Source organism: Pseudomonadota bacterium (assembly GCA_016719885.1).
Taxonomy (GTDB): Bacteria; Pseudomonadota; Gammaproteobacteria.
This window is the reverse complement of the sequence record JADJYF010000004.1, coordinates 237,834-253,540: the sequence shown is the minus strand read 5'-3', so window position 1 is coordinate 253,540 and position 15,707 is coordinate 237,834. Positions and strand designations below refer to the sequence as shown.

Here is a 15,707-nt window from a genome sequence, read left to right as displayed (position 1 = left end):
ACCCGCGCGCCCTCCCGCCCCTGCTCAAGCCCCCGCCACGAGCGCCGCTAAACGAGGCTGAAGCTTCGTATCCCGGTAGAACTTTCCCATGCAGACCGCCGCCGCGCCCCCCGTCCCGTCCCTGGACCAGCACACAGAACTCGCCGCACGCGTCGCGCAGCTCGAAGCGCGCATGGCGCGCGCACCCGATCCCGATGGCATGACGCTGCTGGTATTCAGCGGCGATCTCGACAAGTTGCTGGCGGCCTTCACCATCGCCAATGGCGCCGCCGCCACCGGCATGTCGGTGCGCATGTTCTTCACGTTCTGGGGCGCCGCGGCCCTTAAGGCACGCACCGTGCTCGGCGGCAAGTCGCTGGTCGAGCGCGCCTTCGGGCTCATGCTGCCGGGTGGACTCACGCGCCGCGCGCTGTCGCGCATGGACATGCTGGGCGTCGGCCGACGCCTGATGGCCCGCGAAATGCGGCGCAAGAACGTCGCGCCGCTGCCCGAACTGGTCGCGCAGGCGGCAAGCCTCGGCGTCGAGATCTACCTGTGCGAGATGTCGATGGAGATCATGGGCATCGCGCCCCAGGAACTCATCGATTACCCCAATCTTCAATACTGCGGCGCGGCCAAGTTCGCCGACCTCGCGGCCAGCGGCAATACGTCGCTCTTCATCTGATCGAGACGCAGGACATGGCAAGCATGAACGAACTACAAACGGTCGATCTCCGCGGGCTGAAATGCCCCACCCCCATCGTGCGCCTCAACGAGGCGTTTCGCGCGCTCGACGCGGGCAGCGAACTCATCGCCATCGCCAGCGACCGCGCCTTCGAACTCGACGTTAAGGCGTGGTGCCGGCGCACCGGGCACGAGCTGTTGGCGCTCGAACACGCGGACGAAACGCTGACCGCGCGCCTGCGCAAGCGCGCCGCCTGAGGCAGGCGCCCATGGCTGCAAGCACCCGCGCGGCGATCGCGCCAGCGCCCATGTTCGTCGCCAGCGATCCCTTCGCGCACCTCGACGCGCTGATCGCGCGCGTCGACGGACCGCTGGCCGGGGAACTGCGCGAGGTGGCGAGCGCGCTCGAGCGCGCGCTCAGCGCCGAGCGTCAACGCGCCGAGGCCTTGAGCGAAGCGCAGGCCGAAGCGCTGGTCAACTCGGCCATGATCATGAGCGACCTCAAGGCATCGCAGGCCGACCTGGAGCGCGCCCGCGAAGCGGCCGAAGCCGCCAGCCGCGCCAAGTCCGAATTCCTGGCCAACATGAGCCACGAGATCCGTACGCCCATCAACGGCGTGCTGGGCATGAACGAGATCCTGCTGCGCACTGAACTCAGCGCCAAGCAGCAGCGCTGCGCAGTGACCATCCGCAATTCGGTCGAAGCGCTGCTCGGTGTCATCAACGATATCCTGGACTTCTCCAAGATCGAATCGGGCAAGCTCGAACTGCACGAATCGCCCTTCGATCTGCGTGCGCTGCTCGAGCAACTGGTGGAACTGTACGCCGAGAACGCCCACGAACGCGGCGTCGAACTGAACGCGGTGCTGCCCGCCGGCGTGCCCATCCATCTGCTCGGCGACGATGCGCGTCTGCGCCAGGTGCTGACCAACCTGGTGGGCAATGCGCTGAAATTCACCCACCACGGCGAAGTGGTGATCGAAGCGCAGGTCGAAAGCGTCGACCAGGACACCGCGCTGTTGCACTTCGCGGTGCGCGACACCGGCATCGGTATCGCGCCGGCGGCGCGCGCGCGCATCTTCGAAGCCTTCACCCAGGCCGACAGCTCCACCCAGCGTCGCTACGGCGGCACCGGTCTCGGGCTTGCCATCAGCGTGCAGCTGGTGCGCTGCATGGGCGGCGAACTGGCGGTCGAGAGTGAACTCGACAAGGGCTCGACCTTCAGTTTCAGCATTCCTCTCAGGCTCGACCATACCGACTACCCGGCGGACAGCGAGAGCGGCGCGCTCGGCGGCGTGCGCGTGCTGGCGGTCGATGACAACGAAACCAATCGCGCCATCTATTGCGACCAGCTCGCGCACTGGGGCTGTGACTTCGACACCGCCTATGACGGCGAACATGCGCTGGCGTGCCTGCGCGAAGCGGCGCGACAGCAACGCCCCTACCGGCTCGCGATTCTCGACATGCACATGCCGGGCATGGACGGCCTGCAACTGGCGCGGCACATCGTCGCCGACACCGCCTTGCCGCCCATGACGCTGGTGATGCTGAGCTCGATCAGCGACCAGTTGAGCGCCGCGCAGTATCGCGCCTGCGGCATCACCCAGCACCTGACCAAGCCGGTGCGTCAGCGCGAGCTGTTCCGCTGCCTGCGCCGTCTGTGCCAGGCCACGCTCGACGAGACGCTGGCGCTCGACGAAGTGGCGACGCCGGCCGCGTCCGCGCCGCCGCTGCGCGGGCGGCTGCTGGTGGTCGAAGACAATGCCGTCAACCGCGAAGTCATCATCGACCTGCTGGAGGACGAAGGCCTGGTGCTCGACGTGGTGAACGATGGCCTCGCCGCGGTCGAGGCCTGCGCGGCGCAGCGCTATGACCTGGTGCTGATGGATTGCCAGATGCCGGTGATGGACGGCTTCACGGCGACCGGCGCCATTCGTGCGCAAGAGACCGAGCGCGGCCAGCCGCGTGCACCGATCGTGGCGCTGACCGCCAATGCCCTGGAGGGCGACCGGGCGCGCTGCCTGGCGGCGGGCATGGACGATTACCTTTCCAAACCGTTTACCGCGCTCGGCCTGCGTGCCGTGCTGGAGCACTGGCTGTCGGCCGACGGCGCGGCCGCGCCGTCGGCGCCGCCACTGGACACGCCGCCCGCGGCGGCGGAGGAATTGCTCAATCCGGCCGCGCTCGCGCATTTCGAGGCGCGCGAACGCAACGGCCGCAAGGGCGTGTTGCGGCGCGTGGTGAGCGCCTACCTCGAACAGTCACAAACCTATATCGGACAGATGCGGGATGGCCTCGCCGCGGGCGATCTGGAACGCGTGCGCGAAGCGGCGCACGCCTTGAAGTCGAGCAGCGCCGTGGTCGGCGCCGACACGCTGTCTGTCCTGTGTCGTGAAAGCGAAGAGGCTGCGCGCGCCGGCGAGCGAGAGCGCGCCACGCTCAGTGCCGAGCGCGCCATCGCCGTGGGTGGCGAAGTGCTGGCGGCGCTGCGTGCGCGTTTCCCCGAGGTACAAGCATGAACAACGCGCCGCCTGCGGCACCCTACGCGCTGGTGGTGGACGACGATCTCGTGATCCGCATCGCGCTGGTCGATTACCTGGAAGAAGCCGGTTTCGAAGTCGAGGAAGCGGAGAACGGCGCGCAGTGCCTGGCCGCCTTCGAACGCCGTCGCCCCGACATCATGCTGCTGGATGTGAGCCTGCCGGACGCCGATGGCCTTGCGCTGTGCCAGCAGATCCGCGCCCAAGCCGCCGGCGAACACCTGCCGATAGTGATGATCACCGGCCGCGACGACCTGGCCTCGGTGGAACGCGCCTACCGCGCCGGCGCCACCGACTTCATCGTCAAGCCGCTCAATTTCAACCTGCTCATCCATCGCCTGCAGTTCGTGATGCGCGCGCAACACACCGCCGAGCAATTGCGCCGCAGCGAGTCGAACCTCGCGCACGCGCAGCGCATCGCGCGGCTCGGCGCCTGGGAATATGCATTCGACAGCGGCGTGGTGACCGGCTCGGACGAGGTGGGACAGGTGCTGGCCGCCAAACGCGGCTGGCTGCCGACGACACCCGAACAATTCCTGGCCTGCGTCTGTGCCGAGGATCGCGAACGCGTGCGCGAGGCCTTGAGCGCCGGTGCGCGCAGCGGTGAAGCCTTCGATATCGACTTTCGCGTGAGCAACGAGCAAGACGGCGCCGTGCATGCCCATCTCGACGTCGAATTCCTGCGCAACGCCGCCGGCCGCATCACGCGCATGCGCGGCTCGCTGCAGGACGTCACCGAACATCGCGCCACCCAGGCGCGCATCCACGAACTGGCCTTCTACGACGCCGTCACCGGCCTGCCCAATCGCGCCTACTTCCGCGAGCGCCTGTCCGCGAGCCTGGCCATGGCGGACCGACGAAACCGGCGCGTGGCGCTGCTGTTCGTCGATCTCGATCAGTTCAAGCGCATCAACGACAGCTGGGGACACCACGTCGGCGACGAGCTCTTGTGCCAGGTCGCGCAGCGTCTCGGCGAGGCCCTGCGCCGTTCCGACCTGGTGTGCCGTTTCGACGCCCAGGAAAAGGCCACCCTGGCGCGACTCGGCGGCGACGAATTCGTGATCCTGCTCAGCGACATCGAGCGTCCCGAGAACGCCGGCTCCGTCGCGCAGCGCGTGCTGGACCAGTTCAAGCCGTCGTTCATGCTCGACGGCAACGAAGTGTTCGTGTCGGGCAGCATCGGCATCGCGGTCTATCCCGATGACGCCACCGATGAGCACACGCTGCTCAAGCACGGCGACCTGGCCATGTACCAGGTCAAGCAGGAAGGACGTAACGGCTACAGCTTCTTCACCGCCGACATGAACACCCGCGCCATGGAGCGCCTGAACATGGAGGCGTCCTTGCGCCGTGCCGTCGAGCGCGAGGAATTCCGCTTGTTCTACCAGCCCAAGGTGGCGGCGGCCAGCGGCCAGGTGATCGGCGCCGAAGCCTTGATCCGCTGGCAGCATCCCGACCTCGGCCTGATCGGTCCGCAGCAGTTCATCCCCATCGCCGAAGACTGCGGCGTCATCGTCGCCATCGGCACCTGGGTGATCAACGAGGCCTGCCGCCAGCTGGCGGCCTGGAACACCCAGCTGCCGGGGGGCTTCCAGATGAGCGTCAACCTGTCGGCCGCGCAGTTCGCGCAGGCCGAACTGGTGGAGGTGGTCGACCACGCGCTGGCAGCCGCCGGCGTGGCGCCCGCGCAATTGCAGCTCGAGCTGACCGAGACCATGCTCATGGGCGACGTGCGCAGCGCTCTCTCGTTGCTGCACAGCCTGCGCGATCGCGGCGTGGCGATCGCCATCGACGACTTCGGCACCGGCTACTCGTCCTTGAACTACCTGAAACGCCTGCCCATCACCTGTCTCAAGATTGACCGCAGCTTCGTGCGCGACGTCAACACCGACCCGCGCGACACCGCCATCGTGCGCAGCACCGTGGCGCTGGCGCATAACCTCGGCCTGAGCGTGGTCGCCGAAGGCATCGAGAACGAGCAGCAACGCGATGCGCTGGTGTCCTTCGGTGGCGATGAACTGCAGGGCTACTTGTTTTCACCGCCGCTGCCGCCGCAGGCCTTCATCGATTGGCTCAGGGATTACCAGGCGACGCGCGCACCGCTGCGCCTGGCGGCGGGCTGAGCGCGGCGGCGACGCCCCCACCCCCATAGGGGAATTGACTCCCCGTTCGCCCAGGCTACGCTGCCGGACTCATAACAATAAATTTCCACCCACGGGTTCGTTGAGTCATTGGCCGGCACGGACAGGCGCGTCGATGCCATGCGCTGTGCTGGAAATGTGTTTGGGGAGGATGGAAATGATTTTGAATGCGCCCTGGCGCCGTGCCGCCTGGCTGTCGACCTTGCTGCTCGGCGCCGTGTCACAAGCCCATGCCGACAGCGCGGTCTCGGACATGTTCTCCGAGGTCGATCGCGCCATGGCCACCTTCGATCCGGTCGGCAAATACGTGCGCGCGCCGATCGAACGCGCCGTGCCCAACCTGCGCTTCAAGGGCTTCGTGCGGCAATGGACCGACATCCTGCTCGAAGAACAGGGCCAGGTCGGCTTCCAGAACCAGGACTACCGTTTTCTGCAGTTGCAGAACCTGCTGGAGCTCGAAACCTCCTACCACATCCAGGATGGCCTCGACGTCAACGCCGTGACCCACGTCATGTACGACGGCGTCTACGATTGGCAGCGCTCCCAGGGCCTGTACGCCAACGGCTATTTCAAGCAGGCCGAACTCTACAACACCAGCGAGCGGCTGCTGCGCGAGTTCTACGTCAGCTATCGCAAGCCGGGCTTCGACATCCTGGTCGGCAAGCAGCAGATTGCCTGGGGCAAGATGGACGGCCAGTTCATCGACGTCATCAACGGCATGGACAGACGCGAGGCGGTGCAGCTCGAAACCGAAGACTACGAATGGCGGCGCATGCCGCAGTGGATGGCCAATGCCACGCTGCACTTCGGCCAGAACTCGCTGCAGCTGCTCTACATCTTCGATTTCGAACAGGACCGCCAGGCGCTGCCCGGCATGCCCTGGTATTCACCGGCGCTGCCGCAGACCACCCGCGACATCATGCTGCCGGTGCGCCGTCCCGAGAACGACCGCTTCGTCGATCACGAGTATGGCCTGCGCTTCGACAGGGTGCAGGGCTCGCTGTCCTACGGCCTCATCTATTACTACGGCTGGGACAAGAACCCGGTCAGCCACATCGTCGACACCGAGCTGGCGGCGGGGCAAACCTTGCTGCGCCTCGAACCGCGGCACGAACGCCTGCACCACGCCGGCGTGACCGCCGACTACGCGTTCGCGCTGAACGACGTGCCGCTGGTCGGCACCTTGCCGGTGGTGCTGCGCGTGGAAGGGCTCTACACCAACGGTGTGCGCTTCGTCGACTTCGGCAAGCAGGCGCTGGTGCGCGCCGGACTCGCGGCGACCGACGGCACCACCAAGCGCGACACCATGCGCGCGGCGGTGGCGACGGAATTCGGTCTGCCCGGTCGTTCGACCTTCATCCTGCAGGCGTCCTATTACCGCACCCTCGACTGGACGCAGAACCTCGGGCCCGGTTTCGGCGGCGGCTTCGGCGACGAATGGACGCTGATCCCGGTCGCGTTCTTCTCGCGGCCTTTCGGCTTCACGCGCGATCGCCTGAGCATGGAAGCGACGGTGTTCCCCGTCATCAGCGGTCCCGACCGCGGCTGGCAGGGTGTGAAGACCAAGCTGCGTTTGATCTTCAAAGTCTCGCAATTCGTGAAGACCCAACTGGTCTACAACGGCTATGACGGTGGTTCAACGACCGACACCTACGGTCAATACAATCACTGGGACAACGTCGGCTGGGAATTGAGCTATGAATTCTGAAGCATTGAAGTGGAACACCATGGCGCGCGCCTGGCGCGTGCTGCTGTTGCTGGTGGTGGCGCTGCCGCTGGTCGCGACGGCCGACGAACGCGATGAGCAGTGGAAGACCGTCGACCAGATGTCGGCCGAGGACAAGGCGCTGTTCGACCCCAGTACGTCGACGCCGCGCGACGCGGCGATTCCCTACATCCCGGCCGAGCCCTATCCCTTCCAGGCGCCCTACACCGCCGAGGAAATGGGCTTCCGCTCCGCCGAGTTCGTGCACATCGGGCGCTGGCCGCAGGCCATCGTCGACGTGTTCGGGGTGGTCACCAGCACCGGCTATATCAACCAGGGCGTGTCGGTGAGCTACACCTCGCTGGCCGGCCGGCCGGGCCTGGAAGGCTATATCCACGACATCAAGCCCGGCGAGCCCTACGCGCGCTGGACCATGTTCGACACCTTTCCGCCGGAATCGGAAGGCACCCAGCAACTGTGGCTGCCCTATCGCACCGACAAGGAACATCGGACCAAGATGGATTACTACATCTACTCCGAGCAGTTGCGCCGCGTACGCCGCCAGCCCCAGCCGCTGCGCGACCAGCGCTTCCCCGACAACTCGCAGACCTTCGACGACGTGATCGGTCGCGACCCGTGGGAGATGGAATGGCAGTTGCTCGGCACCGATGTGCTGTACGAAACCATCCGCTTCCCCAACACGCGCCCGACCATCACGCAGAACATCCAGGGCCAGTTCGTCGAGAGGCAGACCTCGGCCATCAAGATGATGGGCGACGACTACCCGCATTACCGCGCCGACGGCGGTGTCGACTGCTTCGTACTGAAGGCCACCGTTCGCGAGGACTGGCTGCCGGGCTATGGCGAGAAGACCCTCATCTTCTGGGTCGACAAGCACCTGTTCTATCCGCTGCGCATGGAGAAATACAACCCCAAGGGCGAACTCGTGATGGTCGAAGTGCGCTTCGCCGAGCATGAGAACAAGGCGCGCGGCGATTTCGGCTACGCGGCCTTGTCGACGGTGTACTGGAACGTCGAACACGACCTGGTCGGTTTCAGCCTGCACGACGGCCAGGTGCCGCGCGACTGGAAGCCGGAAGAAGAGAAAATGATCTTCACGCCGGAGTTCATGCGCCGCAAGTGGCTGGTGGAACCCATCAAGTCGCAGGCCGTGATCCGCGATCCCGAGCATTTCTACCTCCGGCCGCGACTCTACCCGGGCAAGTTCCCGGGCGAGCGCAACCCGACCGTGCCGGCCGAGATCCAGGCGCGCATCGATGCCCAGGAAGCGGCCGGGCACCTGGTATTCGTGAGCGGCGAGGGCGTGAAATCCACGGAGACCACGCCGGCGAAATGAACAGGCTGTGCGTCATGCGCGTTGCGCTCGGCGCGCTCGTGGCCTGCCTGCTGTCGGCCTGCGACCAGCAGGCCGCCGCGCCACGCGCCGCGGCGGCTGTCATCGAGGGCAAGGGCGCCGGCCCCTATCGCATGCTTCTTTCCGCCGAGCCGGCGCCGGTGCAGCCGGGCATCGACACCCGGCTCACCTGGCAACTCACCCAGGCGGCGAGCGGCGCGCCAGTGGAGAACCTGCAGGTGCTGCATGAACGGGTGGTGCACAACTTCATCGTCAACCTCGACTTCTCGAGCTTCGCGCACATCCATCATGAAGACTTCAAGGCGCTGACGGCGGACGATCTCGCGCACGCCACTTTCACCCTGCCCTACCGCTTTCCACGTGCCGGGCATTACCGCATCGTCAGCGACTTCACGCACCGCGATCGCAACTGGCTACGACAGTTCGACGTCACGGTCGGCGCGCCACCAGCGCCCGGCGTGCCGCCGGCGGATTTCTCCGCCGTGCAGAACGTGGACGGCTACGAGGGCCGGCTCACGATGTCGCCGGCGGTGCCGCTGGCCGGCTACGAAACCGAACTGGTGCTCGAGCTGCGGCGCGGCGGCGCGCCGGTCACCGATCTCGCGCTCATCCTGGGCTCGGAAGTCCACGTCGCGCTGTGGCGTGAAGACGGCCAGCACTTCGGACATACCCACAGCTACACGCCACACATGGCCAGCATGTTGAACGCCATGCACGACCGCGCGCTCGATGCCGAGGCCCGTGCACGCATGATGGCGGACATGATGGTGATGATGATGAACATGCCGGCGGAGCTGGTGTTCCACGGCCCGACCATCCCCGTGCACTACGTGTTCCCGGAGCCCGGCGTCTATCACCTGTTCCTGCAATGCGCGCCGGGCGGCACGCCGCGCGTGTTCCATTTCGCGCTCAAGGTCGAAGCCTGGCGCGAGGGCATGAGCACCCGCATCGATTCCATCGTGAGCGGCCATCACCACGCGCCATGAAGGCGTGGCGCGGGCTGTTGCTGGTGGTGTCGCTGTGGGCGCCTGGCGCCTTTGCCGGCCATGGCCTGATGAACAGTTTCAGCGCGCTCGAATGGCTGCCCCCACCCGGCCGCACGCCAGACCAATGGAACTATGCGCTGGACACCTGGCGCGAACGCATGGCGCTGCGCGGCGCCGACAAGGGCACGGCTTTCACGCTGTGTCTCGCCTACATGCGCGACAAGCTGGCGGACATCGAAGCGATGGTGACGGCCAACAACGTGGACGCCGCGCGCCTCGCCGCCGAGCGCTACCGCGACTATCGCGAACGCGCCATGACGCTCAGCCGCGGCGATCGCGCACTCGGCGAACGCCTGGCCCGCGCCTTGCTCGAGCACCAGTACATGCTGTCGGTCGATTACCCCGACCTGCCCGCCGCATCGCGCGAGCCGGTGGCGGAAGTCATCGAGGACAGCGCGCGCCGTTACGCCGAGCTACGCCGCGAGCTGCCGCGTGCTGTCGCCGAAAGCCTGTTTTTCAAGGAAGAAGAAGTGCGCTGGTCGTGGCAGATGGCGCGCCAGCCGCTGGAGTGAAGCCGCTGCGTCAGCGCCGCCTTGCGCCTATTCGCTGGTCAGGCGCGGGTCGGCCACCATGCGCGCCAGCGCCGCCGACAGGTGCTTGTTCATGAGCGCGGCGTTGTCTTCGAGGTTGGGTTTCAGAACCATTTCCTTGCCCTGGCCGTCACGATAGGTGCCGGTCACGGTCTTGCCATGCATGACGCTGGTGGCCTCGATGGTGGCGCCGGTGCGGATGTTGTTGACCACCGTGCCCTGCTGGCGCGTGTAGCCGAGTTCGGTCAGGCGCACTTCGAGGGTGATGTCGGCGTCTTCGCCCTGCGGCACGACGCGAAAGCCGAGCGCCTGGTAGGCGTTCTCCACTTCGCGCTTGATGACGCGCATGGTTTCCGGCGCGGTGGTGATGGCCGAGCCCCGGTCATTGGGATCGCGGTAACCGACCACGTTGTCGGACCGGCCGTCGATGGCATCGAGCGCGATGCTGCGACCCTCGCCGCGGTGGGCAGCGCCGCTGACGTCGAGCCGCGGCGTAATGGGCAGCACCTGGGGCTGCAGGGCGCAGGCCGCCAGCAACGCGGTGCCCAGGATGAAAACGATGAGCGCGCGCGGGCGCGAATTGACTGGAGCCACGGAGCTACCCTCGGATTGACAAGGCCACGGCCGGCATTATAGCCGCAGCCTCGCCACGCTCCGCGCATCGACATTGCGACGCGTGTCGCGGCGTGGCTAGCCCCGGCCGCGCGAGCCGCGAGCGTGTCGCTCAGGCGCCGCTGGCGCGCCGTGCGCGCGGCGCCTTGGGCTCGCGGAACATCTCCAGGTACTCGGCCGCCGGCTTGAGGCCGATGGCCTGCGCGATGCGGTTGGCGCCGGCGTAGAAGGCGGCGGTGGAGATAATGCTGAATATCGCCTCGTCGTCGAAACCCGCGTCGCGCAGCGCCTGGCGATGCGGCTCTTCGATGTGCTCGGCGTCGGTCAGCACCCGCACGGCGAAATCGAGCATCGCGCGATGGCGCGGCGACAGCTCGGCGAGACGGTAGTTGCGCGACAGGTATTCGGCGAACAGCGCATCGCCCGTCACTTCGCGCAGCAGCGCGCCGTGATGGGCCGTGCAATACACACAGCCGTTGGTGGCGGCGGCCACCAGCGCGATCATCTCGACCTCGAGGTGGGAGAGCCCCGAGTCCTCGCGCTTGGTTTCCATGTAGCCGGTCATGAAAGTGCGCAGCCTGCGATTGTCGGTCGCGAACAGCTTGATGAAATGCGGCAGGAAGCCGTACTTCTTCTCGATGCCCTTGACCAGCGCACTCATCTCGGCGTCGAGATTGTTGCGCTCTTTCAGATCGAGGGCGTGGATACGGTCTTGGCTGGCCATGGCTCTCTCCTGGCCGCGCACGGGCGCGGCGGGCAATGCTGACGATGGAGTGGTCGATGACGCGGATCGAGGGCGGTCACCGGGCGTGACCAACTATAAGTGCGCGCGACGGCGGCGCCCAAGCGAAAGATGCGCATAAGCTTATGCGGCGCGTGGTTATCGGCGCGGAGGCGGGCGCCGGCCGCGCATGGTTCAGTCGCTGGCGCCCGGTTCGACTTCGATGCCGTCCTCGATGACGCCGTTGGCGAGATGGCTCAGCAAACGCTCGCGGCTGGTCTCGGTGAGCTTCTGACCGGTGCGCAACAGGAGGTTGCCATCGCGGGTCATGAGATCCTTGGCCAGCACCATGCCCGGCGCCAGCATCGCCACCGACAGCTTGATGGTGCGCGCGACCTTGGCCACGCCCAGGTAGTCGCCCAGCGCGCGCAGCAGTTCGGGATCGTAGCGCTCGGCGTTCTGCCGCAGCTTGCCGATGGCGTCCGCCGGTGCGAGGCCGGCACTCTCGGCGGAGATGAAGTCGGTGATGAGTTTCAACAGTCGCGCGCCCAGTGGAATCGCCGCGCCCGCGAGCTTGTCGTGGGGCACACCGCTGCCGTCGTGGTTCTTGAGCTGGTAGCGGATGGCCTCGGCCACGTCGCCCAGTCGCGGGATCTTCTCGATCATGTTGCAGCCCATGGAGGGATGCATCTCGTAGAGCTGGTTTTCCTCCTCGGTGAGCTTCTGACCGCGACTCAGCTTGCGCAGCGTGCCGTCGGGCAGGATCACGCAGCCGAGATGCGAGAGCGTGGCCATGACGTCGCACTTCCATGGCGGGCCGAAGCCGACCTTGGCGGCGATGCCGCCGAGCAGCACCTTCATGCGATCGATGCGGCCGAAGGCCTCGGCGTTGACCAGCGCCAGCGTTTCGCTGAGCGCGCCGACCGCGCCGGCCAGCGTGCCTTCCAGGAGCTCGCGCTCGGCCTGCACCAGGCGGTATTGCTCGATGCCGTCCTGCAGGGTCTTGACCAGCACATCGGGGTCACAGGGCTTGGTCAGGAAACGGTAGACGTCACCTTCGTTGATGGCGGCCACCGCGGTTTGCTGATCGGTGTTGCCGGTGACCATGATGCGCACGATGTCCTGGCTGCGCGACTTGACCGAGCGCAGGAGCTCGAGACCGTCCATGCCGGGCATGCGCATGTCCGACACGATCACCGCGAAATTGCGCCCGCCTTCCAGCATCGACAGCGCGGCGGCGCCGGAATCGACGGTTTCGATCTTGAACTGCCGGCGCAGCGCGCGTTGATAACCCTGCAGCACGTTGACGTCGTCGTCGACAAACAATACTTCGGCATGCATGCCGCGATTCTCCTAGTGGGCCTGGGGCGTTTGTTCGGTGCCGAGCGCGGCGACCAGTTCGCCGACACCGAGCGCATCGAGATAGGCACTGTCGAGCGGCGAACGCATGTGGCTGCCGGGCCGCTCCACCTCGGCGACGAAATGATTGGCGACATGCACCGCGGTCAACACGTCCACGCGCGCGCCGGCGCCGAGATCCGACGGCGTGTGATGAAAGGCCGCGGTTTCCACCACCGCGTCGTGCAAGCCCCATAGTCCGAGCAGGTAGGCGCCGATCTCGCAATGGCTGGAACCGAGTGCATCGCGCTCGAGTCGCCACAGGGGCGGCCCGTCGTCGGCGCTCCTGGCCAGGGTCTCGAGCAGTACCTCGGGATGATTGGAGGCCAGCACCAGCTCGCCGACGTCGTGCAGCATGCCGGCCATGCCGGCCAGTTCGCAGTCGGCCTTGGCCAGCCCCAGGCGCGCCGCCACCATGCGTGCTTGCGCCGCCACCGCCACCGAGTGCATGCACAGCGCGCTGACGTGCGGGTCGAGCGCGTGCAGGTCTTCGAACTGGCGAAAGATGCCGACACCGAGCACCAACGTTTTGATGAGATCGAAGCCCAGCAGGCGCGCCGCCTCGCCGGCGTCGGTGATGAGCCGCGGCAGCGAGAAATAGGCGCTGTTGACCAGGCGCAGCACGCTGGCCGCCATGCTGATGTCGCGATGGATGACGCGGCCCACCGCCTCGGCCGAGCACGACGGGTCGTTGAGCAGCGCCACCAGTTCTTCGTACACCTCCGGGATGCAGGGCAGGAACTGCAGCGCGCCGACGAACTGTGCGAGTTCCGGGTCGGCGATGGTGCGCTTCAAACGACAGGCACGCGTGATGGTGGCGCGCAGACCGTCGAGGTCGCAGGGCTTGGACAGGAACTGGTGCGACACGCGCACGCTGCGGCAGGCGGTGTCGAGATCGGCTTCGCCCGACAGGATGATGCGCACCGTGTCCGGCCAGCGCTTCGCGACCTCGGTCAGGAAATCGACGCCCGAGCGTCCCGGCATGCGGATGTCGCTGACCACCACGTCGTAGGGTTCGTTGGCCAGCAGTGCGCAGGCCGCGTCGGCGCTCTCGACGAAACTCATGCGCCACTCGTCGCGCAGCGGTCGCAGCAGGCGCCGCAAACCCGACAGCAGCATCGGCTCGTCATCGACAAACAGCGTGGAAATCATCGTGCGCCTCCTGGCGGACTGGTCGGCGGTCCGGCGATGGGCAAGTGCACGGTGAAGGTGGTGCCCACGCCCGGTTCGGATTCGCACTCGATACGTCCGCCGTGGCCGTCGACGATGGTGCGCCACGCCAGGGCCAGGCCCTGGCCCGTGCCCTTGCCGACCTCCTTGGTGGTGAAGAACTGGTCGAAGATGCGCTCGCGGATCTCGGGGCGGATGCCGGTACCCTCGTCGCGCACGGCGATGCGTGCCCAGCCGTCGCTGGCGGACGTTGAAATGATGATGAAGGGGAAATGCTCCTTGGGGCCGGCCAGCTCGATGGCATGGGCGGCGTTGACGATGAGATTGACCAGCACCTGGGAAATGGCCTGGCGGTGACAGGTGACGGCCGGCAGATCGGGATCGAGATCGTCGTGCAGGTTGGCCACGTACTTCCATTCGTTGCGCGTCACGGTCACGGCGCTGCGCACGGTTTCGTTGAGATCGGTCGGCTCGGCCAGCTCCGAGCCTGGATGGGAGAATTCCTTCATGGCGCGCACGATGGTCGCAACGCGTTGAATGCCGTCCAGCGACTGCTCGATGGCGACCGGCAGATCGGCGCGCAGGAACTCGAAATCGGCGGCGTCCAGCAGCTGCGCCACGCGCTCGCGGTCGCTCGGCTGGTCGCCGCGCGCCATGGCTTCGAGCTCTGCCTGCAGTTCGAGCATGGTGGCGATACCGTCACGCACGAAACGCAGGTTGTCGCCGATGAACTGCGCGGGCGTGTTGATCTCGTGAGCGATGCCGGCCGCGAGCTGGCCCACCGCTTCGAGCCGCTGCGACAGGCGCATGTCTTCCTGGATGCGACGCTCTTCCGTGATGTCGTGCATGATGCCGCCGAAGCGATGCACGCGCCCCTGCGCGTCCAGCATCGGGTAACCCTGGTCACGGATCAGGCGCACGCCGCCGTCGGGGCGTTGGATGCGATACTCGTTGATGAACGGTTCGCCCGCCAGCGCGTGATCGCGGAACACGTTCACGTAGTGGCGGCGATCGGCGGGATGGATGTAGTTGAGCCAGGCATGGGCATTGGCATACAGCTCGCGCTCGTCCACGCCCCAGATGCGGCTGAAGGCCGGACTGAGATAGAGAATGCGATCGGCGGTGGCATTGCACACCCACAGCGCGTCCTCGATGTGATCGACCAGCACGCCGAACATCTGCTCGTGATCGACCAGCGCGCGCTGCACGAGATGCGTGGTGCGCCGCTCGCGCATGATGTTGTCGACCACGAACGGCAGGGCCGCGAGATTGCGGTCGGGAATCGCGTCGGCGCCGGTGTGCTGCAGTTCGGCAGGCAGGAATTCCGAGGGCAGCGCGCCGCTCAGGATGAACTGCGCGGCATGGGGCGCGGCGGCGGCGAGACTCGCGAGCGCCGTGCCGGTCACGGCCGCGCCGAGGCCCAGCGACACGATGGCGGCATCGAAGATCGCGGCGTCGTCGAGCGCGGCGTCGAATTGCGTGGCGTTGTCGCAGGGGAACAGGCTGCACAGCGCGTTGGCGTCGGAGAAAGTGCGCGCCACGGTGTCGAATTGCGCGCGCTCGGCGGTGTAAACCAGGATGGTGGGCACCTTGCCCGTATTACTGCGCGACAGGGTGGAAGCAAGCTGAACGGCGGCGGTGGCCACGGAAGTACCCGACATCTTTTGAAGGCTGACCGCTGCGGTAGCGGCCGAGCGCAGGCGAACTTTAGGAAGTTGCCAGATTCGGGGGAGACGCGCTTCGTGACGCGGGCACGCTTTGCGCAGACGCCGCCACCTCGCGGCGTGCCTATACTCCGGGAAACAG

At 66.6% G+C, this 15,707-nt stretch carries 13 protein-coding genes; 8 read left to right on the top strand and 5 right to left on the bottom strand.

Annotated features, from left to right (window positions below; genetic code table 11):
• The first annotated feature begins 88 nt into the window (after window positions 1-88).
• The 8 genes from IPM80_04835 to IPM80_04800 all read left to right on the top strand — a co-directional run bounded on the left by IPM80_04835 (window position 89) and on the right by IPM80_04800 (window position 9,982).
• Window positions 89-664 carry a DsrE/DsrF/DrsH-like family protein gene (locus IPM80_04835; GenBank protein ID MBK8957758.1) on the top strand — a complete coding sequence of 192 codons (576 nt, stop codon included), beginning with the start codon at window positions 89-91 and terminating at the stop codon, window positions 662-664.
• Window positions 665-687: 23 nt separating this feature from the next.
• Entirely contained in the window at window positions 688-921 is a 234-nt protein-coding gene (locus IPM80_04830; GenBank protein ID MBK8957757.1) for a sulfurtransferase TusA family protein, read from the top strand.
• An 11-nt stretch (window positions 922-932) separates the two neighbouring features.
• Complete coding sequence (locus IPM80_04825) at window positions 933-3,182, top strand: response regulator (protein ID MBK8957756.1); 2,250 nt, start codon at window positions 933-935, stop codon at window positions 3,180-3,182.
• Window positions 3,179-5,326 carry an EAL domain-containing protein gene (locus IPM80_04820; protein MBK8957755.1) on the top strand — a complete coding sequence of 716 codons (2,148 nt, stop codon included), beginning with the start codon at window positions 3,179-3,181 and terminating at the stop codon, window positions 5,324-5,326. Before IPM80_04825 ends, IPM80_04820 begins: the two co-directional genes overlap by 4 nt.
• A 175-nt stretch (window positions 5,327-5,501) precedes the next feature.
• A complete protein-coding gene (locus IPM80_04815) occupies window positions 5,502-7,052 on the top strand; it encodes a hypothetical protein (protein MBK8957754.1) in 1,551 nt (516 codons plus the stop codon).
• Window positions 7,042-8,406: a DUF1329 domain-containing protein gene (locus tag IPM80_04810; GenBank protein ID MBK8957753.1), complete on the top strand. Its 1,365-nt coding sequence runs from the start codon at window positions 7,042-7,044 to the stop codon at window positions 8,404-8,406. Before IPM80_04815 ends, IPM80_04810 begins: the two co-directional genes overlap by 11 nt.
• A 14-nt stretch (window positions 8,407-8,420) precedes the next feature.
• Window positions 8,421-9,410, top strand: coding sequence for a hypothetical protein (locus IPM80_04805; protein MBK8957752.1), 990 nt, complete (start codon window positions 8,421-8,423; stop codon window positions 9,408-9,410).
• Entirely contained in the window at window positions 9,407-9,982 is a 576-nt protein-coding gene (locus IPM80_04800; GenBank protein MBK8957751.1) for a hypothetical protein, read from the top strand. The genes IPM80_04805 and IPM80_04800 overlap by 4 nt, the downstream gene beginning before the upstream one ends.
• A 27-nt stretch (window positions 9,983-10,009) precedes the next feature.
• On the opposite strand, the gene IPM80_04795 is transcribed toward IPM80_04800, so the two are convergent.
• The 5 genes from IPM80_04795 to IPM80_04775 form a co-directional block, all read right to left on the bottom strand.
• A complete protein-coding gene (locus tag IPM80_04795) occupies window positions 10,010-10,594 on the bottom strand; it encodes a hypothetical protein (GenBank protein ID MBK8957750.1) in 585 nt (194 codons plus the stop codon).
• Between the two features lie 130 nt (window positions 10,595-10,724).
• Complete coding sequence (locus tag IPM80_04790) at window positions 10,725-11,336, bottom strand: peroxidase-related enzyme (GenBank protein ID MBK8957749.1); 612 nt, start codon at window positions 11,334-11,336, stop codon at window positions 10,725-10,727.
• 192 nt (window positions 11,337-11,528) lie between these two features.
• Complete coding sequence (locus IPM80_04785) at window positions 11,529-12,674, bottom strand: response regulator (protein ID MBK8957748.1); 1,146 nt, start codon at window positions 12,672-12,674, stop codon at window positions 11,529-11,531.
• Between the two features lie 12 nt (window positions 12,675-12,686).
• Window positions 12,687-13,883, bottom strand: a complete 1,197-nt coding sequence (locus tag IPM80_04780) for an HDOD domain-containing protein (protein MBK8957747.1) — start codon at window positions 13,881-13,883, stop codon at window positions 12,687-12,689.
• The gene (locus tag IPM80_04775; GenBank protein ID MBK8957746.1) at window positions 13,880-15,562 is read right to left on the bottom strand and encodes a PAS domain-containing protein; all 1,683 of its coding nucleotides are present in this window, start codon (window positions 15,560-15,562) and stop codon (window positions 13,880-13,882) included. The genes IPM80_04780 and IPM80_04775 overlap by 4 nt, the downstream gene beginning before the upstream one ends.
• Window positions 15,563-15,707 lie beyond the last annotated feature (145 nt).